This is a genomic window from Sorangium sp. So ce406, assembly GCF_051474675.1.
Taxonomy (GTDB): domain Bacteria; phylum Myxococcota_A; class Polyangia; order Polyangiales; family Polyangiaceae; genus Sorangium; species Sorangium cellulosum_G.
Genome location: NZ_CP150340.1, coordinates 4,231,872 through 4,258,043, shown reverse-complemented (window position 1 = coordinate 4,258,043; position 26,172 = coordinate 4,231,872). Strand labels below are relative to the sequence as shown.

Below are 26,172 nucleotides of genomic sequence, written 5' to 3'. Positions count from 1 at the left end.
AGCCTATCCGTCCAGCGGCGTGCTCGCGCTCGCGCGCCGCTCAGGCCGCGGGCGGCGCGGCCGGCGTCGGCTCGCCCGCCGGGGCCGGCGGCGCCTTGGCCGGCGCCTCCTCGGTGACGAGCTCGCCGTCCCGGTACTCCAGCACGTCCTTCGGGGGCCCGAAGACCGCGTTGGGGTCGGGCAGCATGAGCGCTTCCCGGAGCACATCGTCGACGTGCTCCACGAGCACGAGCCGCAGCGACTTGAGCACGCGCCGCGGCACGTCCCGGAGATCCTTCCGGTTCTCCTTCGGCAGGATCACGGTCTTGATGCCCCCGCGGTGGGCGGCGAGCAGCTTCTCCTTGAGCCCGCCGATCGGCATCACGCGGCCGCGCAGGGTGATCTCGCCCGTCATCGCGAGATCGCGCCGGACGGGCACCTTCATCAGCGCGCTCACGAGCGCGGTCACCATGGTCACGCCGGCGCTCGGCCCGTCCTTCCGGACGAAGTCGGGGAAGTGAATGTGAACGTCGACCTTCTGGTAAACGTCCGCCTCGAGCCCCAGCCGGTCGAGGCGCGAGCGCACGTAGCTCATCGCCGCGTGCCCGCTCTCCTCCATCCCCTTCTCGAGCAGCCCCGTGATCACGAGCTTGCCCTTGCCGGGGACCACCGTCGCCTCGGCCGGAAGCAGATCGCCGCCGACGTTGGTCACGGCCAGGCCGTTCACGAGCCCCACCTCGTCGCGCTCCTCGCGCCTGCCGAGCCGGTACTTGGGCACGCCGAGGTACTTCGGGATGCTCTTCGCGACGACCTCGATCGGCTTGTCCTTGCCGTCCGACACGACCTTCCGGGCCACCTTGCGGCACACGCTCGCGATCTCGCGCTCCAGCGAGCGCACGCCGCTCTCCTTCGTGTAGTGGTGGATGATCGTCCGGAGCGCCCCCTCCGTGAAATCGAGCGACACGTCCTCGAGGCCGCACTCCTTGCGCTGCCTGGGAACGAGGTACTTCACCGCGATGTTCAGCTTCTCGAACTCCGTGTAGCCCGAGAGCTGGATGACCTCCATGCGGTCCTGGAGCGGCACCGGGATGCCAGACAGCGTGTTCGCCGTCGTGATGAACATCACGTCGGAGAGGTCGTAGTCGAGATCCAGGTAATGGTCGTTGAAGGTGTGGTTCTGCTCCGGATCGAGCACCTCGAGCAACGCCGCCGCCGGATCGCCGCGGAAATCCGTCGACATCTTGTCGACCTCGTCGAGCAGGAAGACAGGGTTGTTCGTCCCGACCTTCTTGAGCGACTGGATCAGCTTGCCAGGGAGCGCGCCGATGTACGTCCGCCGGTGGCCGCGGATCTCCGCCTCGTCGCGCACGCCGCCGAGCGACAGCCGCACGAACTTGCGCCCCGTCGCGCGCGCGATCGACTTCGCCAGGCTCGTCTTGCCGACGCCGGGCGGGCCCACGAAGCAGAGCACCGGGCCCTTGAGCTTCTTCGTGAGCGCCTGGACCGCGAGGTACTCGAGGATCCGCTCCTTGATCTTCTTCAGCCCGTAATGATCCTCGTCGAGGATGCGCTCGGCCTCCACGAGGTCATAACGCTCCTCGCTCTTGTCGTACCAGGGGAGCTCCAGGATCCAGTCGATGTAGTTGCGCACCACGGTCGCCTCGGCGCTCGTGGGGTGCATCATCTTCAGCTTCTTGAGCTCCTTCTTGACCTTGGCGGCGGCCTCCTTGCTCATCCGCTTGGTCTTGAGGGCCTCCTCGATCTCCTGGATCTCGTTCTTGAATTCGTCGCGCTCGCCGCCACCCAGCTCCTTCTGGATGGCCTGCATCTGCTCGTTGAGATAGTATTCCTTCTGCGTCTTCTCCATCTGCTTCTTGACGCGACTCCGGATCTTCTTCTCCACCTGGAGAATCTCGATCTCGGCCTGCATCAGCTCGATGAGACGCTCGAGCCGCTTCTGCGGCTCCTCCATCTCGAGCAGCGCCTGCCGGTCCGTCAGCTTGATGGTCGGCAGGTTGGCGATGATGGTGTCGGCGAGCCTCGAGGCCTCGTCGATGGCCTGCACCGCCATCAGGACCTCGGGCTGGATCTTCTTGTTGAGCTTGACGTACATCTCGAACGTCGACTGGACCGAGCGCATCAGCGCCTCGACCTCGACGCTCGAGACCGAGCTCTCGACGATCTCGTCGTACTCGATCAGGAAGTACGCATCGCTCTGGACGTAACGGCGGATGCGCGCTCGGCGCTTGCCCTCGATCAGGACCTTCACCGTCCCGTCCGGCAGACGAAGGAGCTGCATGATCGCGCCGACCGAGCCCACGCCGAAGATGTCGTCCGGCGTCGGGTCGTTGGTCTTCGCGTTTCGCTGCGCGGCGAGGAAGATCTCCTTGCCGCGGTTCATCGCCTCGTCGAGCGCGGCGATGCTGCGCTCGCGCCCGACGAAGAGCTGGGAGACCATGTGGGGAAAGACGATGATGTCGCGTAGCGGGAGCAACGGGACGATCCCGCGCTCGGGTGCGTTCTTGCCGCGATCACTGTCGTTCTTGAAGAACATCCGCCGTCTTTCCGGGAGTGTCAGGAGGCCGGGGCAGCCCCGCCTCGGTTGTCACGAGTTTCCTGTTCTACTGCTGAGCTTCGGCCGGATCGGCCCGCGTCCAGTGAGGACGCGCGCGGCGCCGGGATGCTGGAAGGGGGGTTGTGGGGGCGAGGCGCGCTGCGGTCCGGCGCCGGCTTCTCGCCGAGCGCCCTGGGCCGCGCCCCCCGGAGCAAGCGCTACGCGAGCTCCGCCTCCTTCGTGTACACGATGAGCGGCGGCTCGTGCTTCACGATCACGTCCTCGCTCACGACGACCTCCTTGATCCCGGTCCGGGACGGGACGTCGTACATGATGTCGAGCATCGCCGACTCGAGGATGGCGCGCAGGCCGCGCGCGCCGCTGTTCCTCTCGAGCGCCTGGCGGGCCACCGCCACGAGCGCGCCCCGGGTGAACTTGACCTTCACCCCGTCCATCTCGAAGAGCTTCTGGTACTGCTTCACCAGGCTGTTCTTCGGCTTCGTGAGGATGTCGATGAGCGCCTCCTCGTTGAGCTCGTGGAGCGTCGCCACGACCGGCAGGCGCCCGATGAACTCCGGGATCAGCCCGAACTTGAGGAGGTCCTCCGGCTGAACGACGCTGAGCAGATCGCCCAGCTTGAAGTCGCGCTTCGCCTTGATGTCCGCGCCGAAGCCGAGGGTGTTCTGGCCGATGCGCCGCTGGATGATCTGATCGAGCCCGACGAACGCGCCGCCGCAGATGAACAGGATGTTCGTCGTGTCGACCTGGAGGAAATCCTGCTGCGGGTGCTTCCGACCGCCCTTCGGGGGGACGTTCGCGATCGTCCCCTCGATGATCTTGAGCAGCGCCTGCTGCACGCCCTCGCCCGAGACGTCGCGCGTGATGCTCGGGTTGTCGCTCTTCCGGCTGATCTTGTCGATCTCGTCGATGTAGACGATGCCGCGCTGCGCGCGCTCGACGTCGTGGTCCGCGTTCTGGAGGAGCTGGACGATGATGTTCTCGACGTCCTCGCCGACATAGCCGGCCTCGGTCAGCGTCGTCGCGTCCGCGATGGCGAAGGGGACGTTGATGATCTTGGCGAGCGTCTGCGCGAGGAGCGTCTTGCCCGAGCCCGTCGGGCCGAGCAGGAGGATGTTCGACTTGGACAGCTCCACGTCGTCGGACGAGACCCGGCTGTCGATGCGCTTGTAATGGTTGTGCACCGCGACAGCGAGGATCTTCTTGGCGCGGTTCTGGCCGACGACGTACTCATCCAACGTCGCTTTGATGTCGGCGGGCTTGGGCACCGGGGTCGACCCCGCGTACGGCTCGTCCTTCTCGACCTCCTCCGCGATGATGTCATTGCAGAGCCCGATGCACTCATCACAGATGTACACCGTGGGGCCCGCGATGAGCTTCTTCACCTCTTTCTGCGATTTGCCGCAGAAAGAGCAGCTTAGATTGCCATTCGAGTGATCGTCCCGCCTTCGCTCCACTTCGACCCTCAGTGCGGTCTGCCGACGCTGCCGCTTCAACGAGAGGTGGGGTTCCGCCGTCGCGGCCCCGCCAACTTGAGAGGGGCGCGGCTTCCACCGTCCCCTGGATTTTCAGCGATGCGCAGCCAAACGCCGCGCTCGGATTCTAGTCCGGTGCCCGTACCGTCGCAAGCTAACGGGGGTGGTCTCCAGCCTGTGGCCGAAGTCAGGGAATCGCCCGATGGCGCCCCGGCGCGGGCCGCAGATGAGACCGTGCGCTGCGGGCCAAGCAAAGGATCGGGCGACGGCAGCGGCGCGCATCGGCTGACGCTGCCGCGCGCTCCGCGGCCGTGCGCGACCGTGCAGCGCCCGGCAGCCCCGCGCGCCTGAGCGCCGCGGACGGCGCGGCGTCGCTGCGCGGCGCGCAGGCGCCACGCGGCGCGACGTCGCGCAGCAGCGCGACGCCGCTCCGCGCCGGCCCTCCGCCAGAGCACGCCCGCCAGCCGGGGGGGCGCGGGCACCTACTTGTTCCGCTTCGGGAAGACCTCGTCGATCAGGCCGTACTCCTTGGCCTGCGTCGCGCTCAGGTAGAAGTCGCGCTCGATGTCCTTCGCCAGCTCGTCCCGGTTCTTGCCGGTGGCGTCGACGAGGATGTCGATCAGCGTCTCCTTGATCTTCTTGATCTCGCGCGCCTGGATCTCGATGTCCGTCGCCTGGCCGCGCGCGCCGCCGAGCGGCTGGTGGATCATCATCCTCGCGTGCGGCAGCGCGAAGCGCCGACCCTTGCGTCCCGCGCCGAGCAGCACGGCGCCCATCGATGCGGCCTGGCCGATGCACATCGTCGACACCGGGCAACGCACGTACTGCATCGTGTCGTACATCGCGAGCCCCGACGTCACCACGCCGCCCGGGCTGTTGATGTAGACCTGGATCTCCTTCTCGGGATCCTCGCTCTCGAGGAAGAGGAACTGCGCGATCACGGCGTTCGCGACGAAGTCATCGATCTCCGTGCCGATGAAGACGATGCGATCCTTGAGGAGGCGGCTGAAGATGTTCCACTCCCGCTCGCCGCGGTGGGTCACCTCCGTGACCGTCGGGAGGATGTAGGCCTTCTCGCGTTCGAGAAACTCGATGGCTTGGGTGCGGGTTTCGACTCGTCGGGTCATCCGGTGCTCCGGGGGGTTTCCTGCCGCGCGGCAGGGGCTCTACTCCTGGGCCAGACTGCGTCCGATCGCAAGACCGAACGCGCCCGAGGTTACCGGAATCGTCGGCCGCTCGCCGGGCAACGCACGGAACGCGCGCCGCGCCGGCGCGCAGCGCGCTGGACGTGATCGATGTCGTCGGAGGAGGGGCCGCGCGGCGCCACGAGGGCGCCGCGCCGAGCGCTGATCGGCCGTCGCCGGCCGGGGTAGATCAGGCGCCGCTGGGCTGCTGCGTCGCGTCCGCCTCGGCGACCTTCGCCGCGGCCTCGATGATGTCGAGGATCTTGTCCTCGAGGATCATCCCGGCGAAGAGCTCGCGCTTCTGGGGCTCGCGGTACTCGGCCTTGATCTTCGCCACGTTCTTGCCCGTCTGCTCGGCGAGCTCCTCGTAGCCCTTCTCGAGATCGGCCTCGGTGATCTTGACCTGCTTCGCCTTCGCGATCTCGGCCATGACCAGGCCCGCGCGCACCTTCATCTCGGCGTCGAGCCGCACGCGCGCGCGGAACTCCGGCGTCGGATCGATGCGCTGGCCCTGCCGGCGCGCCGTCGCGAGCAGCTCGCGCTCGGCGAGCTGCGCCTGCTGATCGACGAGCGACGGCGGCACCGGGATCGGGTTCGCCTTGCAGAGCTCGATCACGAGCTGCTCGGCGACGGCGTCGCTCGCCCGCTGCGTCAGCTCCTTCTCGAGCTTCTTGCGCACCGACTCGCGGAGCGCGGGGAGGCTCTCCTCGCCGCAGTCCTTCGCGAACTCGTCGTCGACCTCGGGGAAGATGCGCTCGCGCAGGTCCTTCAGCGTGATGTGGAAGGTCGCCTCCTTGCCACGGAGGTCCGCGTTCGAGTGCTGCTCGGAGAACGTGACCTGGACGTCCTTCGCCTGGCCGGGCGTCATCCCGAGGAGGGCGTCCTCGATCTCCTTGAAGACCTGGCCGCTGCCGAGCTCGGTCTCGATCTCCTGCTCCTTCGTGTCGCGCAGCGCGCCGCCGATCTCCAGGGTGAAGGAGATCGTCGCCATGTCGCCCTTCGCCGCGGGGCGCTCGGGCTCGGGCGCCTGCAGCGTCGAGTGCTCGCGCCGCAGGGCGGTGATCTCGGCGTCGATCATCTCCTCGGACGGCGTCGTCGAGGGGCGCTTCACCTCGAAGCCCTCCCACTTCACCTCGGCGATGTCGGGGCGGACCTCGAAGCGCGCCTTGTAGGAGAACGTGTCGTCGGGGCGGAGCTCGGTGGGCGCGATCGCCGGCTGGGACAGGGGCTGCACCTGCTTGTCGGCGAGCGCCTGGTTCAGCGTGGCGTCCACGAGCCGCTGGGCGACATCGGCGTGGATGCGGCCGCCGTAGAGGTGCGCGAGCACCTGGCGCGGCGCCTTGCCAGGCCGGTAGCCACGGACCCGGGCCGTCCGCTGGAGCGCCAGATAGGCCTTGTCGACCTCGCTCCGGACGCGGTCCGCGGGGACCTCCACCTGAAACTCCATCAGCACGGGAGAAAGCTTTTCGACGTTGACTTGCATGGCGTTCTTTTCGAAGGGCGGCACTCGTGCCACGCGTCGCTGGGGGGGTCAAGACGAGCGACGGGACGCTGCTTGAAAAAAAGGAGCCCCGGCGGAGAGGCGGCCGCCGGGGCTCGGATCCCGGGAGGGATCGTGCAAGCTGATGTGCATCGCCGCGCGGCGCGCCGTCGTCGACGGCATCGCGGCGCAGCGGACGAGGCGGGGCGCGAGCGCGGGAGCGACGTGGCCCGTCCGCGACGCGCCGGCCGCGCTCAGTCGTCGTCCGATGCGTCGAAGGGGTCCTTCTCGAAATCGAGCTCAGCGTCGAAGGAGCCCTCGTCCTCGACGATGTCCTCGAGCGAGAAACCCACACGGCTCGGGCGGAGAATCTCCCGCTCGAACTCGGCAAAGTTCTGATACGACCTGGGAAGCGGCATCTGTCCTCCTCACATGTGCCGAGGCGACGTCAGGGCGTCGGTCCGCTCGGCGAAGCTGGGCGTCACGTCCGTGGATCCAGGGGCGGTCAGCGCTGCCGCTCGACGCGCGTCGAGGGCAGACGACGGGGCGAACCGGTCGCCGACCTGTTGAAGCGAAGGCGAAAGCTCGAGGACCTGCGCAGACGCGAGCAACGCAGGCGCGCGCCCGTCGCACCAGAACGCGCGGGCAAGGACGCGGTCGACAGGGCCGGAGTCGCCGCAAGCCAGCAGCGCCCCACCGAGGCCGAAGCAGCGGCCCCGCCTCGGGGCGCGCCCGCGGATCGACCGCCGCGCTGCGCGCTCACCCTTGACCACATCAAGCGACATGTGGGGCACTGTATACATCCCCGCCGTTCAGGCCAACAATCCGGCGAGCGAACGCGCGCAGGGTCGGACGCGCGCGCCCGGCCGAACCTGCAGGCCGAGGCGCCGCATCTCTCGACGTGCCGGTGGGGGTCGTGTAAGCAGCCGGGTCGGACGCGACACAGCACGATGCCATCGCCCAACGAGGGGGGCGCGCCCCGCAAGCCCGGCTCCGCCCCCAAGCCTTCGCCTGTCGTCTTTGCCGTCGCCAACCAGAAGGGGGGCGTCGGCAAGACCACGACCTCGGTCAACCTGGCCGCGAGCTTCGCCGCGGCGGAGCGCCGCACCCTGCTCGTCGACTGCGATCCGCAGGGCAACGCGTCGAGCGGCGTCGGCGTGCGGCGCGGGAGCTTCGAGCTGTCGCTCTACGACGTCATGATCGGGCGGGCGACGCTGAAGGAGGCGGTCGTCGCCACCGAGGTGCCGCTGCTCGATGTGGTGCCCGCGACCCAGGACCTCGTCGCGGCGGAGCTCGAGCTGGTCGACGCGGACGATCGCGCGGTGCGGCTGCGGCACGCGCTGCGCCCGCACCTCGACGGGTACGCCTTCGTCGTCCTCGACTGCCCGCCGTCGCTCGGCCTGCTGACGCTCAACGCGCTCACCGCGGCCCACCGGGTGCTCGTGCCGCTCCAGTGCGAGTACTACGCGCTCGAGGGGTTGACGCACCTCATGGCGACCATCGACCGGGTGCGGAGCGCCTTCAACCCGGAGCTCACGGTCGAGGGCGTCGTCCTCACGATGTTCGACGGGCGCAACTCGCTCACGCATCAGGTGGCCGACGAGGTGAAGGCGCACTTCCGCGTGTTCGACGCGATCATCCCGCGCAACGTGAAGCTCAGCGAGGCGCCGTCCCATGGCAAGCCGGCGCTGCTCTACGACGCGCAGTCGAAGGGCGCGCAGGGCTACCTGAGCCTCGCGCGCGAGATCCTGGACGGCCCGCCCGCCGCCGCGGATCCGAAGAAGCGGCAGCGCGGGGACGCCGCCCAGGCGGAGCCGCAGGCCGAGCCCTCACCCCCGCCCACCACCGGAGAGCGCGCGAGGGACGCACGACCCAGATCATGAATGCCGATCAGAAAGGGGCGCGGCGCGCGCTCGGACGGGGGCTCGACGCCCTGCTCCCGGCGGCGCCGCCGGCGACATCGACGGCGGCCGAAGGGCGCAGCGTGTTCGTGTGCGCGATCGAGAAGATCGTGCCGCAGAAGGGGCAGCCGCGGCAGCACTTCGACGAGACCGAGCTCGAGGAGCTCACCGGGAGCATCCGCGAGCACGGGCTCATCGAGCCGCTCATCGTGCGCAGGACGCAGTCCAGCAACGACACCTTCGAGCTCATCGCGGGTGAGCGCCGGTGGCGCGCGGCGCAGCGCGCGGGGCTCCGGGAGGTGCTCGTCGTCGTCAAGGACGTCTCCCCCAAGGAGGCGTTCGAGCTGGCGCTGGTCGAGAACGTGCAGCGGGCCGACCTCAACCCGATCGAGATCGCCGAGGCGTTCGATCGGCTGCTGCGCGAGCACAGCTACACGCACCAGACGCTCGCGGAGCGCGTCGGCAAGGACCGCACGACGATCGTCAACTCGCTCCGGCTCCTCCGGTTGCCGCCGCGCATCCGCACCATGGTGATCTCGCGCGAGCTCAGCGAGGGTCACGCGCGGGCGCTGCTCGGCGCGCCGAGCGACAAGGTGATGGCCGACGTCGCCGAGCGGACCGTCCACGGCAAGCTCCCGGTCCGCAAGGTCGAGGCGCTGATCAAGGCGGCGAAGGAGAAGGAGGCCCGGGGGGCCGCGGACGGCGAGGAGGCGGGCGAGAAGAAGCGCGCCGGGAAGACGCCGGCGGTCAAGGACCTGGAGGCGCGCCTCACGCGGCGGCTCGGGACCCGCGTCGAGGTGCGCGATCAGGGCGGCCGCGGCGAGCTCGGCATCACGTACGGCTCGCTCGACGAGCTGGACAGGATCATCGCCCTGCTGGGCGCGTGAGCCGCCGCGCGCGGGCGGGCGCCTGCCCGGCGCCGGCTGCGCGCGGCCCGCTCGAGCGATGCCGCACGCCGGCGCGGCGCCCGCTGCCCGCCCGCGCGCGGCGCTCCGGCGCGCGATCGCCGCGCGACGGCGTCACTTCAGCCTGGCGCTGAGCTCCTTCACCTTGGCGCGGGCGCGCTTGCCGATCTCGGTGTCGCCGCCGTGCTTCCCGGCCTCGGTGAGCGCCGCGAGCGCGCTCTGCGGCTTGCGGTCGGCCAGGAACGACAGGCCGAGGTAGTAGTGCGCGGCCGCGAACCGCGGATCCACCTTGATCGCCGCCTGGTAGTCCCCGCGCGCCCCCGCCTCATCGCCGAGCTCGTGGCGGCACGTCCCGCGGCGCACGTGGAACTCGGCCTCCGGCTTCAGCTTGATGGCGCGGTCGAAGGCCGCCACGCAGTCCGCGTACGCCTTCGCCGGCCCGAGCATCCGCCCGATCGTGGCGATCGTCGCCACGTCGTCGCCGGTCGCGGCGAGCGCCTTCCTGAGCTCCGCGGCGGCCCGGTCGAGCTCCTTCGCCTCGAACAGCATGGCGCCGTACGCGAAGCGCGTGGCCGCCGAGTCCTCGGCCTTGAGCGCCGCCTCGTAGTGCTTGCTCGCGTTCGCGACGTCCTTCTTCAGGCCGTACGCGTAGCCGAGGTTCTGGTGGAGCGCGGACCGGCCCGGCGCCTGCTCGACGGCCTTCGTGAGCACCGCGATCGCCTCGTCGGGGCGCGGCGGCTCGTCGAGGTAGAGCGCCGCCAGGTTCAGCGCGGCGGCCTCGAGCTTCGGGTCGCTCGCGAGCGCCTTCTTGTACGACGCCTCGGCGCCGGCGCGGTCGTTCGTCTTCTCGCGCGCGAGCCCGAGGTAGTAGTGCGCCTCGGCGCTGCCCGGCTCGTGCTCGATCGCCTGGAGGAGGTGCTGCTTCGCCTCCTCGTACCGCTCGTTCTTGATGTACGCGACGCCCCGATCCAGCGCCGTGGACGACGCGCCCTTCGAGGTCGCCGCGTCGCTGCCCTCGGGCGGATCGGCGAAGAGCTGCTCGCGCGGGGGCTCCTGGGCTCCACCGCACGCTGCGGCGCACGCCGCGAGCCCCGCGACCGCCGCCGCCACCACCACCCGATGAGCGGCGGGCCTCGCCCACGCCGCGCGCGACAACCACCTCTCGTTCATCCGACACTCCCTTCGCCGTCCAGGCCCTGGAGCACCGCATGGAGCCGCTCCTCGACCTCTTGCATCCGCTTGCCGTTCGAGATCTTCGTCCCGTCCGCCTCGCTCACATAGAACACGTCGACCACGCGCGTCCCCTCCGTGTTGATCTTGGCGACCGAGATCGAGAGGCCGAGCTGGTAAAGCGCGTCCGAGACCGCGAACAGGAGGCCGGGGCGATCGCGCGCGAGGACCTCGATCACCGTGTGGTGGGAGGCGCGGTCGTCGATGGAGATCTGCGTCCGGACCTTGGGCGTCGGGCGCTCGCGCAGCGCGCCGCCCCGCCGCTTCTTGGCGAGCTCCGCGCCGGAGATCTGGCCCGTGAGCACCGCCTGGATGTCGGCCATGAGCTTCGGGATCGCGCGGGCCACGCCCCCTACCCCCTCGCCGCGGTCGCGCACCCAGAACAGGTCGACCGCCTGGAGGCGCACGCCCGCCGGCGGGGACGAGCTCGCCCGCGCGCGGATCGCGCCGCCGTCGTCGAGGCCCTGGTCGTCGCACGCGCGCGAGTGGATCTGCGCGGCGTGGACCTCGAGGCGCGAGGCGGCGAGCGCCGCCGTGATGGCCGCGAGCAGGCCGGGGCGATCCGGCGCGACCACGCAGATCTCCGCGGCCTCCGGGTGCCGTGACGGCACGAGCGCGACCGAGACGCCGTTGCCATTGCCCTGCTGCTGCCGCGCGAGCTCGGCGTGCGCGGCGATCGCGACCGGGCTGTTCGCGAGCAGGTAGCGCTCGGGCATCGACGCGAGGTAGCGGGCGAGGAAGTCTCGCTGCGCGCGCCGCTCCGCCTCGCTCGCCGCCGGCATGTCCTCGAGGGCGCCCACCGTGCCGCTGATCGCGCGGGCCATGCGCTGGTCGTCGACGCCGAGCGGCCCGCCGTCCTCACGCGCGCCGCGCAGGGCCGCGTCGGCCGAGAGGTACAGCTCGTCGAGCATCCGCGCCTTCCACGACGTCATCGACGTGGGGCTCGTGGTCGATAGATCGGCGACCGTGAGCAGGTAGAGGTCGCGCAGCCCCTCGCGGCCGTGCACCTCCTGGCAGAACTCCGAGATCGTCGCGGGGTCGTCGAGATCGCGCCGCGTCGCGATGAGGTACATCACGAGGTGCTTCAGGATGAGGTGGCACGCCTCGTCGACGTCCTCCGGCGGGAAGCCGAGCCGCTCCAGGATCTTCCTTGCCATCTCGGCGCCGCGCCGGCTGTGATCGGTGCCGCCGATCGCCTTGCCCACGTCGTGCAGGAGCGTGGCGAAGAACAGCATCGTCGGCCGCGTCGCCTCGGCGGCGAGCCGGCACGGGAGGCCGAACTCGCCCGCGAGCTCGCCGCGCACGAGCGCCGCGAGCCGATCGACCGCGGCCACCGAGTGCACGTCGACGGTGTAGACGTGGTAGACGTCGTGGTGGACGCGCCCGACGACCGGCAAGAACTCGGGGATCATCGCGAGCAGCAGGCCGAGGTCGTGCAGCTCGCGCACGACCGAGCCGCTCTGGAGCGCCGTCTCCTTGCACGTGGCGACGAGGGTCCGGAAGCGCTCGGCGGCCTCGGGGCTCTCGCGGAGCGCCGCGCAGAACGCAGGATCGCCGGCGGCGCGGACGATCGCCCCGCGGGCGTAGGGCAGGAGCGGGACGCCGCGCTCGACGGCCTCGGAGACGAGCCGCAGCGCGATGGCCGGGTCGGTCCGGAGCAGGTCCGGATCGCTCATCGTGATGCAGCCGTCGAAGAGGCGGACGCCGCGGCCGAGATCCTCGTCGCGGCGGCGGCGCCGCGTGAGCGTCGGCGTGGCGCGCGAGACGATGACGTCCAGGGCGCGCGAGATGGTCCGAGCGCTCCGGTAGTAGTCGCTCATCATGCGCTCGATCGCCTCGGGCGACACGGCGGGCTCGTCGGCGGACGGCGCGGCCTTCTGGCCGTCGCCGGCGGGCCCGGCGGCCTTGCTGTAGCCGAGCGCGCCAGCGCACAGCTCCTGCTCGTCGAACGTGAGCCTGTCGGTCCGCCGCCCGGAGTGGGCGTGGAGGAGGTTGCGGATGCGCCAGAGCATCTCGGCGGCGCCGCGGATCTCCTCGGCCTCGCGGGCGACGAGCGCGCCGAAGCGGACCAGCGCGTCGAACTCGCCGACGCCGTAGCGCGCCTTCGCCGCCCAGCGGGCGACGTCGAGATCGCGCAGCCCGCCCGCGCCGTTCTTCACGTCGGGCTCGAGCAGGTAGACCGAGCCGCCGAAGCGCTCGTGGCGCTGCGAGATCTCCTTGCCGAGCCGCTCGATGAAGCGGGGCAGCTCCGAGTGCGCGAAGATGCCCATCGCGGCGCGCTGCCAGAGCGACTCGGACAGCGACGCGTCGCCGACGACGTGCCGCCAGTCGAGCAGGCTCGTCGCGGTCGGCAGATCCTCGCGCGCGCCCTCGACGAGGTCGTCGATGGTGACGACCTGGTGCCCCACGGTGACCCCCATGTCCCAGAGCGGGTAGAGCAGCGCGTCCGCGATGGCGCCGGCGCGCTGGGCGTCGCGGGCGAGGATGCGCACGTCGAGATCGCTCCGCAGCGCGACGGCGCCGCGGCCGTAGCCGCCGACCCCGGCGATCGCGACCGAATCCCACGCGGCGCGGCTCGGCGTGCCGGACTCGCGCAGCAGGTGGAAGAGGCGGCCGAGCAGGTCGTCGAGCAGCTTCGCGTGGCGCCGCCCGAGGGCGACCCCGAGCGCGGAGGGATCCGCGGCCGGCGTGGGGCCGCTCGGCACGGTGCGGTCGAGCCCCGCGCGTTCGCGCGCGTAAGCGGCGCGGAGCTCGGCGAGCCCGCTGGGCCTGGACGTGGGGGAGAGGTCGAAGCTCATTCGGTGTGGTGTAGCTCTCTCAGGAGCCCGGGGCGCGGAAGGCGGTGACGTGAGCGTTCACCCTGACCGAGGTGAGTCCGGCGCTGCAGAGCCGCGGCGCCTCGCTCGCGGCCGAGAAGAGCAGCCCACCCGGGCTGAGCTCGGCCGCGAGGCGGCGGGCCACCGCGTCGCCGGCTGGCTCAGCGAGATACAGGAGCACGTTCTTGAAGAAGATGATCTGGAAACCGCCGCTCGGTACGGCGTGCACCAGGTCGCAGACCTCGAAGGATACGACGTCGCGGAGCTTCTGGCAGACGTGCAGCGCTCCGCCCTTCTGCTCACAGTACCGCTGAAGCAGGGCCGGGGGGAGCTGCTCGGCGGCCTCCGGGGAGTAGACGGCCTCGCGCGCCGCCGCGATCGCCGCCGGGGCGCGGTCGACCCCGAGCACGCTGAAGCGGCGGCCGGCGCTGGCGAGGATCATCCCCAGCGTGTAGGCCTCCTCGCCGGTGCTGCAGCCGGCCGAGAGGCCGGCGATGGGGAGGTCGGGCGGGAGCCTGGGCAGCACCGAGGAGACGAGGGCCTCCCAGATGATGGGATCGCGGTAGAACCGCGTCTCGCCCACGCGGAGCGCGCTGACGATCTCCTCGGACGCCTCCCGGTCGTCGTGCAGCCGCTCGGCGGCCGCGAGCGGGGAGACGCCGTGGCGCGCGGCGACGCCGCTCAGGACGGCGAGGACCCGCTCACGCACCCACCCGGGGGCGGCGAGGCTGCGGCCGAGGCCGAACCGGCGCTGCAGATCGGCGAGCGCCAGGTCGACGGCGCGCTCGGCGGCCCGCCCCCCAGGACCTCCCCCCGCTCTCGGCGATCTGGCCATACGAAGGCGACGCCGCGATCAGCCCAGGAAGCCGGCCTTCCTGGCCTGCGCTCCCTTGCCGCCGCCGTCGAGGGCGATGGCGAACACGTCCTTCAGGGCGAGCACGAAGGTCTCGCCCTTGGTGCTGCGGGCCTTCAGGAGCCCGCCCACGCTCGAGACCGCCTCGATCTTGGTCACCGGGAGCGACACGCCTTCGTGGGCGGCGTAGAGCGTGAGCATCCGCCCTTCGGGGAGCTCGGCCCAGCCATCCTTGTCGATCTTGGCCTCGGCCGTGTCGAGGGCTGCCTTGAGTATGTCGTCGGTCATGAGCAACGTTTCCGTCCCACGCCCGGCCGCGTCAAGCGCGTGCTGAGCCTTACGGCAATGCAAGGCGATCGCCGTCCTGCGGGGGCCCCCTCCGTGGTACCGTGACGCGCCGATGTCGAGAAGGCCGCCCAGCCATCCCCCCCAGAACGGGCAGCCCCCCCGGAACGGGGCAGAGGCCGCGCCGGGGGGCGGGCCGCAGGCGCGCGAGATGCCTCCGGGTTGGTTGCCGGGGGACCACCTCTTCGTCGACGACATCAAGAAATCGTTCGGGCCGACGAAGGTGCTGCACGGGATAACCATGCACCTGCGGCGGACCGAGACGGCGGTGATCATCGGCGGGTCGGGCGCGGGCAAGACGACGCTGCTGCGGCTGCTCATCGGCCTGGAGCGGCCGACCACCGGGCACATCTGGGTCGACGGCGTCGATATGGGCGCGCTGGACGACTACGAGATGAACCGGATGCGCCAGCGGTTCGGCATGGTGTTCCAGTACGCGGCGCTGCTCGACTCGCTCACGATCTTCGACAACGTGGCGTTCCCGCTGCGCGAGCACCGGAAGCACATGTCGAAGAAGGACATCCGCGACAAGGTCGTGGGCATGCTGAACTCGCTCGGCCTCGAGAACAAGGAGGACCGGATGCCCTCGGAGCTGTCGGGCGGGCAGCGCAAGCGCGTGGGGCTGGCGCGCGCGCTGATGCTCGAGCCCGAGATCCTCATCTACGACGAGCCGACCAGCGGGCTCGATCCGCTGACGAGCCGGATGGTCGACGACCTGATCGAGGAGACGCGGGCGCGTTACAAGGTGACGAGCGTGGTCATCTCGCACGACATGGCGAGCACGTTCCGCATCGCACACCAGGCGTTCCTCGTGATCCAGGGGCGGGTCGTCGCGTCGGGGACGCCGGACGAGCTGGCCTCCGGCGACAACGAGCAGGCGCGCCAGTTCATCGCGGCGGCCGGCGTGGCGCCGGATCAGATCTCGCGGGTGAACCGGCCGGCGCTGGCGGACAGCAGCAAGGGCGACGGCGGCCAGGTCATCGAGTTCAGGAAGGCGGCGGAGTAGGGTCGCGGCCGGGCGGCGGCGCTGCTGACCGGCGCTGGCGCGGGGCTGCTGAGGCGGGGAGCCGCTCGGGGCGGCTAGAGACGGAGGACCGCGACGCGGCGGCCGCGCGGCGTCGTCGCCTCGGAGAACCGCGGCGCGTTCCGGGCCAGGCGACCGCGGGCGTCGAAGATCACGAGCGTGCCGCGCCGCTGCCGCAGGCGCGCGAGGTAGTCGTCCAGCTGGGCGAGGCCCTCGCGGAGCGGGTCCTTCTGGCCCTTGCGCCACACCTGGAGCTCGAGAGCGCGCCGCTGGACGGCCCGGGAGCCGTCGGGCTTGCGGTAGGGGAAGCGAACGAGCAGATCGATGCGCCCGCGGCCGACGCCGTACTCGCGATCGATGAAGCCGCCGCCGTTCACGATCCGCTGGAGGAAGGCCATCAGGACGAGCTGCGGGGCGACCTCGGGGTACGGCATCCCGGAGGCGAGCACCTCGCCGTGCTCGTGCCAGAAGGCCGCGAACGCGCGGAGGAGGCGCCGGAACGCGAGACGGCCGTCGGGCAGGAGGAAGCGCTCGCGCGGCGTGTCGAGCCGCTCCTCGGCCGATGACGACAGGACGCGGGCGATCACCTCGCGGTAGATGGGGTTCGCGATGCGCAGCGGCTTGCCCTGGGCCACGAGGCCGAGATCGCGGACGTAGGAGGCGTCGTCGTCGTAGGTGTCGCCGCCGCCCTCGTACGTTCCAGCCAGCATGGGCTCGAGCACGCGGCGGACGCGGGGCTCGGCGAGCTTGCTGACGAGCGAGTCGAGGTGGGTGGCGCGGGCGAGGATGAGGCGCTCCTTGGCCTGCTCGACGTGCGCCCGGGTGATGGGCTCGCTGGGCGGGGCGGCCAGCTTCTCGGTGATCTCGCGGCCGAGAGCGTTGACGAGCCAGGGCTGGCCAGCCGTGAGCTCGAAGGCCCGGGCCAGCGCCGCGTCGAGAAAGACCTGGCCGGTATCCTCGGTGTGCTGGGCGTAGAGCGCGCGGAGCTCTTCCTCGGAGAAGTCCCCGAGCCGGAGGGACGCGAGCGTGATGTTGAACGGGCTCGCGGTGCCGAGGCGCTCGGGGTCGCCGCCGCTCGCCGCCTTGTAGTCGCGCACGTCGCGCAGGCCGCAGAGGATGACCGAGGCGGGGTAGTGCTCGGGGCGGCTGGGGAACCCGGCGCGGAGCTGACGGAGGATGCTGAGGAGGCCCTGGCCGCGCAGGGAGTCGATCTCGTCGAAGATGAGGGCGAGCGGCCGCGGGCACACGCGCGCCCAGGCGGTGAGGGCCGCGGAGAGGAGGCCCTCATTCCCCTCGAGCGAGAACGGAGGCGGCTGGAGCTCGGGCGGAAGCGCGATCTCGGCGGCGCGCGCGATCTCGCGCAGGACGGCGCGCTGAGCGGAGCCGTAGTCGTCACCGGCGGCGCTGCCCTCCTCGCAAGAGAAAAGGACGGCGGCGTGGCGGCCCGAGGCGGTGAGCCGCTCGGCGACGGCGCGCAGGGCCGTGGTCTTGCCGGTCTGCCGGGGAGCGTGGACGACGAAGTAGCCCATCTGCTCGACGAGGCCGGGAGCCTCGGGCAGCCGGCTGTCGGCCGGGATCATGTAGTGCAGATCAGGGCGGCAGGGGCCGGTCGTGTTGAAGCGGCGCTTCACCCGGCGAGCCTTGGGCCAGAGGCGGGAAGGACGCAAGAGAGCTGCCGACGAGCACGACGGTGGCGACCGGCGCGGTAAGGTGGGCCGATGGATCGGTGGTTCTGGATCGGACTCGGTGGGGCGGCGGGCACCCTCGCCCGCTACGGGCTCTCGACGTGGTGCCAGCAGCGCTTCGGCGCCGGTTTCCCGTACGGCACGCTCGCCGTCAACGTGCTCGGGTCGTTCTTGCTCGGCGCCATCGGAGAGATCGCCGAGTCGACAGCGCTCCTGTCGCCGACGCTCCGCCTCAGCCTGAGCACCGGCCTCATGGGCGGCTTCACCACCTATTCGAGCTTCAACAACGAGACGCTCAGGCTCATCCACTACAAGTCGTGGGCAGCGGGGCTCGCCAACATCACGATCACGCTGGTCGGCTGCTTGCTCGCCGGCGCCCTCGGGATGATCGTCGCGAAGCGGCTCGTCGCGAGCTAGCGTGCCGGCGGTCGGCGGGCCGCCGCGCGCAGCGGTCAGCCCACCGCGGCGCGCGGCATGCGCCGCGCATGATCCGGGGGACGAGGATCACAGATCGGCGCCGAGGATCGGCGTCATCTCCTCCTGCGCTTGGGGTACGGCGCCCTGCGCTCCGGGGCCGGCGGGCGGGGGCTTGTCTCCTCCGGGCTGGGCCTTCTTGCCGGAGCCGCCAGAGCGGGCCTCGAACATCCACGCCGCCTTGTTCAGCTCGGGGACCAGGATGGTTCCATCAACCCGGCGCGCCGCCCTGAAGGAGCGGAGGATCTTCTCGATCACGATCGCGACCCGCCCGTCCTGCAGATCGAGCGCGCGCTGCGTCACCCGGCGCCCCGCGGCGACCTGGACGCTGGCGATCCCGCGCACCCGCTGCGCCGTGACCCGGAGCGCGGCCGCGCACTCCGCGCCGACGCCGTAGTCCTCCAGGAGCTGCCCGTCCTGCGCAGGATCGGCCCGGCGCGTCTCGTCGATGAAGCTCGCGAGCGCCTCGAGGCCCCTGGCGAGGCTCTCGGGGGAATCCGCGCGCCCCACGACGGCGTCGACCCGCGCCATGCGGCGCGCGCCGAGCGCGTTGCGCAGGCCGTCGTAACAAAGGTCGCGCTCGCCGATGCCGTCGCGCATCGCGCTCCGCCCCTGCGCCTCGAGCGCGGCCCGCGCGCCCGCGACCTCGGCCGCCGCCGCGTCGTGCGACCGCTTCATCGCCTGGAGCCTGCCCGCCTCGGCGACGAGCAGCGGCAAGAGCGCCTCGGGCATGCGCACCTTGCCGCGCTGCGCCTCCGACAGCGAGCCCAGGATCCGCCGCGCGGAGGCGACGAAATGCGGGACGTCATCGATGAGGCTCTGCGAATCGATGCGGGTGCCCTCCGCGACGAGGTCCTCCTCGGGGATGCCCGAGTAGGTGCGCGCGGCGAGCGCGCCGTCGGCGGGGCCGAGCTCCCGCGCGAGCGCGTCGAGGGTGACGGTGGTTGAGGAGAGGGTGGGTACCTCGGCCGGCGAAGTCGCCGACGCGGGCTTCTTGGTCTTGGAAGTGGCCATGAGAGGGGAGGCTACGGGGGAGCGTCAATGAAAGGAACGTGGGCACATCACGGGGCAAGATCGCGTCGCGACGACGCGAGCCGAAGGGGTGCATGCTCGCGGGGACACGACGTACGGCCGGCGGCGGGGCTGCGCGAGGAGGGGCGCGAATCAGGCGCGAAGCCGGGTGGACGGAGCCACGACGGCACGCGGCGCGCGCGAGACAGGCGGGGGGCTGCGCGCAAGCCCGGTCGAGCCAGCGCACCGGCGGGCCGAGGCCCGCGCGCGGGCGCTGTAGAACGCGCGCACGGGCGGGTCGAACGCGCGCACGACGCCGGGGTGGCGCGCGGGAGACCTGTCGCCCCACGCGCCAGAGATCTCGGGAACGCACACGACGGGCCGGAACCCGCGCACGACGCACCGAGGACCCGCGCACGACGCACCGAGAACCCGCGCACGACGCACCGAGGAGCCTCGCACGACGCACGCCGACCTGCGCACAACGCATCGCGTCATAGTACCCTATTCTGACCCTTGGCTGGTGACGGTCGCGCCTCGGGCCTGCCGACCACAAGCTGGCTCAGAGCGAGCGCTCTGCGGCGCGGAGTAGCTCGTCCCACGCGGGCACGCCGAGACCGCTAAGGGGCTGGGCGAACGCTGCGGCGCGCTGCGCGGCGGCTCGGGCACCGCCGTCGCTGACGCCCGCGAGGCGCCGCGCGAGCTCACGGTGCGCCGCCACGGTGAGCACGCGGCTCATGTGATCCTCGGCCGTATCGCCGAGGAGCGCCTCAGCCTGGCGGGAGACGTCGCGCGCGTCCGCCACAGCGCCGCCACCCTCCGGCAGAAGTGCCGCTCGAAGCAGCTCGACGAAGACCTGCGCGCGCAGGCGTGATCGCCGGTCCAGGCCCAATCGCCCCCAGTCGGCGATCCGACCACGCGCGTCGTCAAACCACGTGGCGGCGCCTCCAGGATCCCCCGTGAGCATCGCGAGGAGCCCGGACGTCACCGCATGGAAGGCCGCTGCCCGGCAACCGCCTTCTAGATCGAGCTCCGAGCGCAATTGAACCGCTGCATGCGTCGCTCGCCTGAGGATCTTCGAGGCCCGATCCTCGTTTCCCCGAACGATCTCGACGAGCGCCACGGCGATCTCGCGGCGGCCAGCGAGGCTCGCGTGCTCCGCCGGCCAGGCAGTATCCTCGACAAGGGCTTGATCGAGCTCCCGTAGAGACGAATCGATGTTGCCGGAGAGGAACTCGATGTCCGCACAGGTGATGCGCCAGACCGCACCCGCTCCTTCAAGGTGATCCTCGTGCAGATCGAGAGAGGCCAGCGCACGACTCTGCGCCAGCGCGCTAGCGACGCGGCCGCGCTCAACCCGCCGGAGAATGTGCGACAGAATGTTAGCGAATGGCACGTAAGGGCGCCATCGATGGATCCCTCCCTTCGGCTCGATCACGAGCAGCTGGTCGAGCAGGTCCGCATGCTCGAGGTGACCGAGGCACCACTGCACGAGCGCGCCCGCCTGCCGCACGTCCGGTAACTCGATCGCGCCGACGTTGCCTCGGCCGGGCTCGGCGCCAACGAGCGAAAACGCCCGGTTCGCATGGGCAGCGGCGGCGTCGGCGCGATCCTGCGCGGCCACCGCGATGGCGAGGTGAGAGAGCGCGACGGCGGTGAGCTCTGCGTCCTGGGCCTCGATGAGAGCCAGGAGGTCGGAGTAGAGCGCCTCGGCCTCGCCAAAGCGCCGCTCAGCAAGTAGCGCATTGGCGACGCGCAGCATCCGCCGCGCGCGGAGGGGCGGCGCGACATCGGAGAGGCTGCGCTGCTCCATCGCGTGCAATTCGCTCACCAGAGCGTCGGCCCCGCTCTGGACGAGGAAATCACTCACCCACGGAGCGACCACGAGATCGCCGCCGAAGAGCGCAAGCGGCGAGATGGCGCGCACGAGCAACAGCGCATCGTCGATGTGCCCTCTAGCGCTCACCGCCGCTGCCGCCGTCGACGCCGCCACGTGGGCCTCCAGCAGGTGCTCGGGCCGCACGAAGAGCCCATCGTCGCTCCTCATCTTCGCCGACATGGGTGTCGACCCTGGCTCGTGGACCTCGAGACCGGCCACGCGTGCGCCCGCGTCCTCCTCGACGGCGTATTCCCCGCTCCGGATCGACCACACGTCCGGCGCCGCGGCCGCGAACACAGCCACGAGCGAAGCCGGAAGCATCACCACGACCTCGCCGCGGGAGGGGCCCAGGACGTTGCGCTTCTCGTTCCAGAGCGAGAAGAGCCGCGCCCACGCCTCAATGTCCGCATACGCAGCGCGCGACGCGTCGACGAGGTGGATCGCGCCGCGGAGCTCCTCGGGCGGGTCGAGCAGCGGGAGCAGGACGCGTTCCGCGAGTTCGCCGTCGGTGAGCGGCGTGTCATCCGGCCGGCCGCGGTAGGGCTCCAGCCGGACGAGGCCGACCCCGGTGCGACCGAGCTGCGGGAGCGCGGCCAGCATCTCCGCGACCAGCTGATCCGCCGCGCGGGGGCTCGCACAGCGCGCGAGGTACAGGTGGAACCGCCGCGAGAGCGCGAGCGCCCGGAGCAGCCGCGAGCGCTCCCCGCCCGCGGCGCCGGTCATGCGCCCTTCTCCGCCGCGGTGTCCCTCGTCGCCTCGAGGATGGGCCCCGCGAGCTCCTGCATCCCGGCCACCGACGGGTGGACGTCGACCCACTCATCATCGTTGAGGTAGCGCAGGATGACGTTGTTCTGGAGCAGGTGGTCTGCGGCCTCGCGCTCCTGATCGTTGCTCGTGATGAGCCGCTTCGTGCGGTTCACCGTGGCGAGCCACGGGATCGCGCCGCTGTCGTAGACGATGCTCCGGTACGCGTTCCCCGCGCGGTGGAGCTCCCGCTCGAGCGTCCCGCCGTCGACGGGGAACGTCTCCAGCTCGAGCAGCGTCTGGAGCAGCCGCACGATCTCGCGCGGGTAGCCGCCAGACCACAGCGCCATGGCGCGGATCCGGTCCCGGAGCGCGGATTCGCCGAAGAGCTCGCGGAGCGCGTCGTCGTCGATGCGCTTCTTCACGAGCTCGGAGATGACCTCGACGCCCTCGGGGTGGAGCGTGCCCTCGGCGTCCCGAACCTTGATCATGGGCAGGAACGACACGGGCGGCTCGACCATGCGGCGCGCGAGCGCCGGCGGGACGGTGTAGAGCACGTGCACCGGGAGCTGGAGATAGGGCGCGCCGGTCGAGAAGATGCGCTCGGCGCTCTCGAGCACCGGCTTCCAGGTGAGGCTCGTACCCCGGAGCTTCTCCAGGGAGTCGAAGAGGATCACGATTCCGGAGCGCCCGAGCTTGCGCGCGCGCCAGTCGAGCTCGCGGAGCTCATCATGGACGAAGCGGACGAACGTGGACAGGTGCCTGGCCACGATCTCGCGGACCCGGTGGCGTACGGTCGGGTTGGTCTTCAGGTTGAGCTCGACGCCAGCCTTCGCTCCCGCCTCCACGCCTGCGGTGAGCTTTCCGATCTCCACGTCGGTCCGCGAGAGCCATGCCCAGAGCCGTCGGTGAGGCCCGTCCGTCAATGCATCGGCAGCGTCCCCTCCCTCTGCGGCCAGGACGGTACGCTCGGCGTGGAGCAGGACAAGCGCGAGCACGTCCGAGATGTCGATCTCCACGGTGAGATCGAGGACGTCATCGGCGTCGATCAAGACGGTGAGGAGGTTGCGCCGCTTCGGATCGGAGAGTCTGGCCGCGAGGCGCTGGATCTCGGTGCTCTTTCCCGTGCCGCGCAGACCCGTGAAGAGCTGGCAGACCGGCGTCCTGGAGAGCTCGATCTGCCGCGCGAGCTTGTTCGTCCAGTGAGCCCCGCGGACGCCTCGGTGGTCGATGTCCACGTTGCGGTCGTCGCCCGGCGACAGCGGCTCGTCGGGGTTGCAGCGGTTGTAGAGCTCCTGAAGGCGCTCGAACTCCATCGCCGGGAAGGTACCCGAGGGCACCACCCTCGTCAGGGAATTCGCGCCTCCGGCCCGCGCCTCCTCGTCACGCGATGAGCCCGCGCTCCCGGCTCGCCTCGTCCAGCCGCACAAACGTCGCTCCCCCCCGCGCCGTCTCCTCCACGAACGCCCCCAGCGCCTCGAGCCGCCTGCCGAGCGCCACCCGGAGCTCCGGCTGGTACGGCGCGAGCGCCTCTAGGCCGTCGCGCCGGTCGAGGAAGTCCATCCCGTGCAGTTCCAGGTTCACGAGCGCCTCGCCGGCGCAGGCGCGCGCCAGCCAGCGCGCCCCCGCGGCGCCCGCGAGCGCCACGCTCGTGCCGATGACCGGCAGCCGGAGCCCGGGCGTCACCTGGATCGGCAGCTCGACGAAGCGCCGGCCGCCACGCCGGTACCACGGTCGCCCCGGCCGGTACGGGCGGCGCGGCGCCGCGAGCACCCGCGGCGTGTCCAGGATCGCCGCCGATCCCCTCCCCTGCGCGCGCTGCACGCCCAGCACGAGGGCCTTCGCGGCGTAGTACGGGGGGCACGGGAACACCGAGGAGTCGAACGCCACCCCGACCGCGTCGAGCGCGTCGAACAGCCCATCGCTCACCGTGTAGCCCGGCGCGCGGAAGCCCGTCGGACGACGCCCGACCGCCTCCGCGATCGCCTCGGCGCCCAGCAGGACGTCGCGCGCGATCGCGGCGCGCGGGAGCCGCGACAGGTCGTAGCGGTGCCCGTACGAGTGGTTCTCGACCGCGTGACCCGCGTCGCTCAGCGCGCGCAGGGCCGCCGCGCTCTCCGGGCGCGCGAGGTCGCGGCCGATCGCGAACAGCGTGACAGGGATGCCGTGGGAAGCAGCGAAGTCCGCGATGCGGGGCAACGCCGCGTCATAGACGGCGTGCAGCGCGGCCGCCGCCCCGGGGCGATCCGGGACGGCGAGGCCGTGGAGGGCAAGGTAGTTCGGGACCTCGTCGAGGTCGATCGAGACGGCGGCGAGGCGCCCCCGCATCGGACCGCGTCAGCTCGCGGCCATCTTCGCCACCTCGGCGGCGAAGTTGTCCTCTTTCTTCTCGACGCCCTCGCCGCGCTCATACCGCACGAAGCGCGTGAGCGTGAGCTCGCCGCCGGCCGCCTTCGCGGCCGCCTCGCGCAGCTTGTCGATCGTCTGGCCCGACACGCCGCGCGACGCCGCCTCGACCGACTCCTGCTCGAGGAGCGCGACCTCCGAGTACCACTTGTTGAACTTGCCCTCGATGATCTTCGGCCACGCCGACTCCGGCTTCGGCTTCGGATCCTCGCGGAGCTGCGCCTCGAAGATCTCCTGCTGCTTCGCCTTCACATCCGCCGTGACCTCGTCGCGACGGAGGACGAGCGGGCTCATCGCGGCGACCTGCATCGCCGTCTCGTCGATGAACTTCTGCACCTCGGGGTGCTCCGCCACCGCCTGGCTCGACGCCTCGACCGCCACGAGCACGCCGATCTTGCCGCCGAGGTGCACGTACGCGTGCGCGACGCCGTGCTTGCCCTGCGGGATCGACACGCGATCCCAGCGGCGCACCGCGACCTTCTCGCCGATACGCGCGGTCAGCTCGGTCGCCGTGTCGGCGATCGACTTGCCGCCGATCGAGAGCTGGCTCACGTCCGCGCCCTCGGGCGCCTTCTCGACCGCGGCGAGCACGTCGCCGACGAACTGCCGGAACGCGTCGTTGCGGGCGGCGAAGTCCGTCTGGATGTTGACCTCGACCATCGTCGCGCTCCGCCGATCGGCCGCGACCGCCGCGCGAACCTCGCCCTCGGTGGCGGACGCGCCGGCCCGCTTGGCGCTCTTCGCGAGACCCTTCTTGAGGATGATCTCGACCGCCTTCTCCATGTCGCCCTCGGCCTCCGTGAGGGCGCTCTTGCAGTCGCTCATCCCCGCCTGGGTACGCTCACGAAGCTCCTTGATCGCCTGCGCATTGATGCCGGCCATGGCTCTTTCTCCTTCAACCTAGATAGGAAGGAGCCGCGCCGAGCGGCCCCTCTTCATCGCACTTCAGACTGATGACCACGAGCGCCCGCGCGATGCGCAGCTCGGACCGCAGAAGCACAGAGGGCGCAGAGAAATGAAATTCGCATTTCTGTCCCTGCGCCCTCGACGCGCCGCGGTCTCCGATTCCGGGTCGAGAGGCGGCGCCATCGCGCCACCTCCCGGCCCCGGGCCGTCGGGCCGCTCCGATGCGGCTCGCGCCGCCGCTACGACGCCTGCTGCTGGCGCGGACCGCCGCGGCCGCCGCGGCCGCCCTGGTACACGTTGATCTCGTCGCGCTGGCCGCGACCGCCGGCCGGAGGCTGCGAGCCGTGCGCGCCCTCGCCGTGGTCCTTGCGGCGCTGCGCGCCCTCGACGCACGCGTCCGCGACGCGGGCCGTGATCAGCCGGATCGAGCGGATGGCGTCGTCGTTGCCAGGGATCACGAAGTCGACGAGATCCGGGTCGCAGTTCGTGTCCGTGATGGCCACGACCGGGACGTTCAGCTTCCGCGCCTCGCTGATCGCGATCGACTCCTGGTGCGGATCGATCACGAAGATCGCCGCGGGGAGGCCGCCCATGCCCTTGAGGCCGCCCAGGTACTTCTCGAGCCGCTCGCGCTCCTTCTCGAGGCGGACGACCTCCTTCTTGAGGAGCTGCTCGTACGTCCCGTCCTCCTTCATGCGCTCGAGGGTGCGCAGGCGATCGAGGCCCTGCTTGATCGTCCGGAAGTTGGTCAGCGTGCCGCCGAGCCAGCGGTTCGTGACGAAGTACATGCCCGCCCGACGGGCCTCCTCCTGCACGATGTCCTGCGCCTGGCGCTTCGTGCCGACGAACAGCACGTGGCCGCCACGGCCGACGGCGTCGGTCAGGAAGTCGTACGCGCGCTTGAAGAGCCGCGTCGTCTGATCGAGATCGATGATGTGGATGCCGTTGCGCGCGCCGTAGATGAACGGCCGCATCTTCGGGTTCCAGCGCTTCGTCTGGTGGCCGAAGTGCACGCCCGCGTCGAGCAGCGAGCGCAGCGGGAGCGGGAACTCCCCCTGCTGGGGGGCAACGGCCTGCATGGTGTCGGCCGCGGGAGCGGATGCGGAGAAGCTGGTGTCGGTCACGGCAGTGTCCTTTCGGTTGGTCCGCCGCTCCCCCTCCCGCGACCAACCCCACGCACGGACAGGAGCGTCCGTGCTGGTGGGGCACCGGGTCGCGGAATGCCGTGGTGCCAGGAGAGCGTGTGGATTTACTCGCAGCGACAGCGAAGGCGAGGATTCAACCTCCGCTGTCCCCCTCGTCA

Annotated in this window: 20 protein-coding genes; 4 read left to right on the top strand and 16 right to left on the bottom strand. The window is 71.1% G+C overall.

The genetic code is table 11. The features are described 5' to 3' along the window. Window positions 1-40 precede the first annotated feature (40 nt). From lon to WME96_RS15720, 5 genes are all read right to left on the bottom strand, one after another. A complete protein-coding gene (lon, locus tag WME96_RS15740; protein ID WP_433936289.1) occupies window positions 41-2,533 on the bottom strand; it encodes an endopeptidase La in 2,493 nt (830 codons plus the stop codon). A gap of 218 nt (window positions 2,534-2,751) precedes the next feature. Then, complete coding sequence (clpX, locus tag WME96_RS15735) at window positions 2,752-4,008, bottom strand: ATP-dependent Clp protease ATP-binding subunit ClpX (protein ID WP_433937765.1); 1,257 nt, start codon at window positions 4,006-4,008, stop codon at window positions 2,752-2,754. Between the two features lie 500 nt (window positions 4,009-4,508). Then, on the bottom strand, window positions 4,509-5,153 hold the full coding sequence (locus WME96_RS15730; RefSeq protein WP_012235778.1) for an ATP-dependent Clp protease proteolytic subunit: 645 nt from the start codon (window positions 5,151-5,153) through the stop codon (window positions 4,509-4,511). A 247-nt stretch (window positions 5,154-5,400) separates the two neighbouring features. Then, window positions 5,401-6,693 carry a trigger factor gene (tig, locus tag WME96_RS15725; RefSeq protein WP_437290924.1) on the bottom strand — a complete coding sequence of 431 codons (1,293 nt, stop codon included), beginning with the start codon at window positions 6,691-6,693 and terminating at the stop codon, window positions 5,401-5,403. A 251-nt stretch (window positions 6,694-6,944) separates the two neighbouring features. Further along, window positions 6,945-7,109: a transcriptional regulator gene (locus tag WME96_RS15720; protein WP_437290923.1), complete on the bottom strand. Its 165-nt coding sequence runs from the start codon at window positions 7,107-7,109 to the stop codon at window positions 6,945-6,947. 531 nt (window positions 7,110-7,640) lie between these two features. Between WME96_RS15720 and WME96_RS15715 the strand changes: the two genes are divergently transcribed. Further along, on the top strand, window positions 7,641-8,573 hold the full coding sequence (locus tag WME96_RS15715) for a ParA family protein (RefSeq protein WP_437290922.1): 933 nt from the start codon (window positions 7,641-7,643) through the stop codon (window positions 8,571-8,573). Next, window positions 8,570-9,478, top strand: coding sequence for a ParB/RepB/Spo0J family partition protein (locus WME96_RS15710; RefSeq protein WP_437290921.1), 909 nt, complete (start codon window positions 8,570-8,572; stop codon window positions 9,476-9,478). The genes WME96_RS15715 and WME96_RS15710 overlap by 4 nt, the downstream gene beginning before the upstream one ends. A 132-nt stretch (window positions 9,479-9,610) precedes the next feature. Here WME96_RS15710 and WME96_RS15705 read toward each other — a convergent pair whose 3' ends face one another. From WME96_RS15705 to WME96_RS15690, 4 genes are read right to left on the bottom strand one after another with little or no spacing between them, the layout of a single operon-like run. Beyond that, window positions 9,611-10,666 carry a tetratricopeptide repeat protein gene (locus tag WME96_RS15705; RefSeq protein ID WP_437290920.1) on the bottom strand — a complete coding sequence of 352 codons (1,056 nt, stop codon included), beginning with the start codon at window positions 10,664-10,666 and terminating at the stop codon, window positions 9,611-9,613. Next, complete coding sequence (gene glnD / locus WME96_RS15700) at window positions 10,663-13,524, bottom strand: [protein-PII] uridylyltransferase (RefSeq protein WP_437290919.1); 2,862 nt, start codon at window positions 13,522-13,524, stop codon at window positions 10,663-10,665. The genes WME96_RS15705 and glnD overlap by 4 nt, the downstream gene beginning before the upstream one ends. A 19-nt stretch (window positions 13,525-13,543) precedes the next feature. Beyond that, window positions 13,544-14,377, bottom strand: coding sequence for a CheR family methyltransferase (locus WME96_RS15695; RefSeq protein WP_437290918.1), 834 nt, complete (start codon window positions 14,375-14,377; stop codon window positions 13,544-13,546). Between the two features lie 18 nt (window positions 14,378-14,395). Then, on the bottom strand, window positions 14,396-14,683 hold the full coding sequence (locus WME96_RS15690) for a hypothetical protein (RefSeq protein WP_437290917.1): 288 nt from the start codon (window positions 14,681-14,683) through the stop codon (window positions 14,396-14,398). A gap of 208 nt (window positions 14,684-14,891) precedes the next feature. On the opposite strand from WME96_RS15690, the gene WME96_RS15685 reads away from it, so the two are divergent. Beyond that, a complete protein-coding gene (locus WME96_RS15685; protein ID WP_061618751.1) occupies window positions 14,892-15,746 on the top strand; it encodes an ABC transporter ATP-binding protein in 855 nt (284 codons plus the stop codon). 74 nt (window positions 15,747-15,820) lie between these two features. Here the strand turns inward: WME96_RS15685 and WME96_RS15680 are convergent, their stop codons facing one another. After that, window positions 15,821-17,395: an ATP-binding protein gene (locus tag WME96_RS15680; protein ID WP_437290916.1), complete on the bottom strand. Its 1,575-nt coding sequence runs from the start codon at window positions 17,393-17,395 to the stop codon at window positions 15,821-15,823. A gap of 87 nt (window positions 17,396-17,482) precedes the next feature. Here WME96_RS15680 and crcB point away from each other — a divergent pair, with 87 nt between their 5' ends. Next, window positions 17,483-17,866, top strand: a complete 384-nt coding sequence (crcB, locus tag WME96_RS15675; protein ID WP_437290915.1) for a fluoride efflux transporter CrcB — start codon at window positions 17,483-17,485, stop codon at window positions 17,864-17,866. Window positions 17,867-17,953: 87 nt separating this feature from the next. Here crcB and WME96_RS15670 read toward each other — a convergent pair whose 3' ends face one another. The 6 genes from WME96_RS15670 to rpsB form a co-directional block, all read right to left on the bottom strand. Continuing rightward, window positions 17,954-18,937: a hypothetical protein gene (locus tag WME96_RS15670; protein ID WP_437290914.1), complete on the bottom strand. Its 984-nt coding sequence runs from the start codon at window positions 18,935-18,937 to the stop codon at window positions 17,954-17,956. Between the two features lie 559 nt (window positions 18,938-19,496). Continuing rightward, window positions 19,497-21,536, bottom strand: a complete 2,040-nt coding sequence (locus WME96_RS15665; RefSeq protein ID WP_437290913.1) for a hypothetical protein — start codon at window positions 21,534-21,536, stop codon at window positions 19,497-19,499. Then, complete coding sequence (locus WME96_RS15660; RefSeq protein WP_437290912.1) at window positions 21,533-22,897, bottom strand: hypothetical protein; 1,365 nt, start codon at window positions 22,895-22,897, stop codon at window positions 21,533-21,535. Before WME96_RS15660 ends, WME96_RS15665 begins: the two co-directional genes overlap by 4 nt. A 43-nt stretch (window positions 22,898-22,940) precedes the next feature. Further along, window positions 22,941-23,885 (bottom strand): polysaccharide deacetylase family protein, encoded by a 945-nt coding sequence (locus tag WME96_RS15655; RefSeq protein WP_437290911.1) that lies wholly within the window; start codon window positions 23,883-23,885, stop codon window positions 22,941-22,943. A gap of 9 nt (window positions 23,886-23,894) precedes the next feature. Continuing rightward, a complete protein-coding gene (tsf, locus tag WME96_RS15650) occupies window positions 23,895-24,845 on the bottom strand; it encodes a translation elongation factor Ts (protein ID WP_437290910.1) in 951 nt (316 codons plus the stop codon). A gap of 263 nt (window positions 24,846-25,108) precedes the next feature. After that, window positions 25,109-25,993 (bottom strand): 30S ribosomal protein S2, encoded by an 885-nt coding sequence (gene rpsB, locus WME96_RS15645; protein WP_437290909.1) that lies wholly within the window; start codon window positions 25,991-25,993, stop codon window positions 25,109-25,111. Window positions 25,994-26,172: the final 179 nt, after the last annotated feature.

Excerpts from the sequence above, each read along its gene's own strand:
- WME96_RS15685 (WP_061618751.1), top strand. The coding sequence starts at position 14,892 with ATGCCTCCGGGTTGGTTGCCGGGGGACCACCTCTTCGTCGACGACATC.
- WME96_RS15670 (WP_437290914.1), bottom strand. The coding sequence starts at position 18,937 with ATGGCCACTTCCAAGACCAAGAAGCCCGCGTCGGCGACTTCGCCGGCC.
- lon (WP_433936289.1), bottom strand. The coding sequence starts at position 2,533 with ATGTTCTTCAAGAACGACAGTGATCGCGGCAAGAACGCACCCGAGCGC.
- WME96_RS15710 (WP_437290921.1), top strand. The coding sequence starts at position 8,570 with ATGAATGCCGATCAGAAAGGGGCGCGGCGCGCGCTCGGACGGGGGCTC.
- WME96_RS15690 (WP_437290917.1), bottom strand. The coding sequence starts at position 14,683 with ATGACCGACGACATACTCAAGGCAGCCCTCGACACGGCCGAGGCCAAG.
- WME96_RS15720 (WP_437290923.1), bottom strand. The coding sequence starts at position 7,109 with ATGCCGCTTCCCAGGTCGTATCAGAACTTTGCCGAGTTCGAGCGGGAG.
- WME96_RS15730 (WP_012235778.1), bottom strand. The coding sequence starts at position 5,153 with ATGACCCGACGAGTCGAAACCCGCACCCAAGCCATCGAGTTTCTCGAA.
- crcB (WP_437290915.1), top strand. The coding sequence starts at position 17,483 with ATGGATCGGTGGTTCTGGATCGGACTCGGTGGGGCGGCGGGCACCCTC.
- WME96_RS15655 (WP_437290911.1), bottom strand. The coding sequence starts at position 23,885 with ATGCGGGGGCGCCTCGCCGCCGTCTCGATCGACCTCGACGAGGTCCCG.
- glnD (WP_437290919.1), bottom strand. The coding sequence starts at position 13,524 with ATGAGCTTCGACCTCTCCCCCACGTCCAGGCCCAGCGGGCTCGCCGAG.
- tig (WP_437290924.1), bottom strand. The coding sequence starts at position 6,693 with ATGCAAGTCAACGTCGAAAAGCTTTCTCCCGTGCTGATGGAGTTTCAG.
- tsf (WP_437290910.1), bottom strand. The coding sequence starts at position 24,845 with ATGGCCGGCATCAATGCGCAGGCGATCAAGGAGCTTCGTGAGCGTACC.
- WME96_RS15715 (WP_437290922.1), top strand. The coding sequence starts at position 7,641 with ATGCCATCGCCCAACGAGGGGGGCGCGCCCCGCAAGCCCGGCTCCGCC.
- WME96_RS15705 (WP_437290920.1), bottom strand. The coding sequence starts at position 10,666 with ATGAACGAGAGGTGGTTGTCGCGCGCGGCGTGGGCGAGGCCCGCCGCT.
- WME96_RS15665 (WP_437290913.1), bottom strand. The coding sequence starts at position 21,536 with ATGACCGGCGCCGCGGGCGGGGAGCGCTCGCGGCTGCTCCGGGCGCTC.
- WME96_RS15695 (WP_437290918.1), bottom strand. The coding sequence starts at position 14,377 with ATGGCCAGATCGCCGAGAGCGGGGGGAGGTCCTGGGGGGCGGGCCGCC.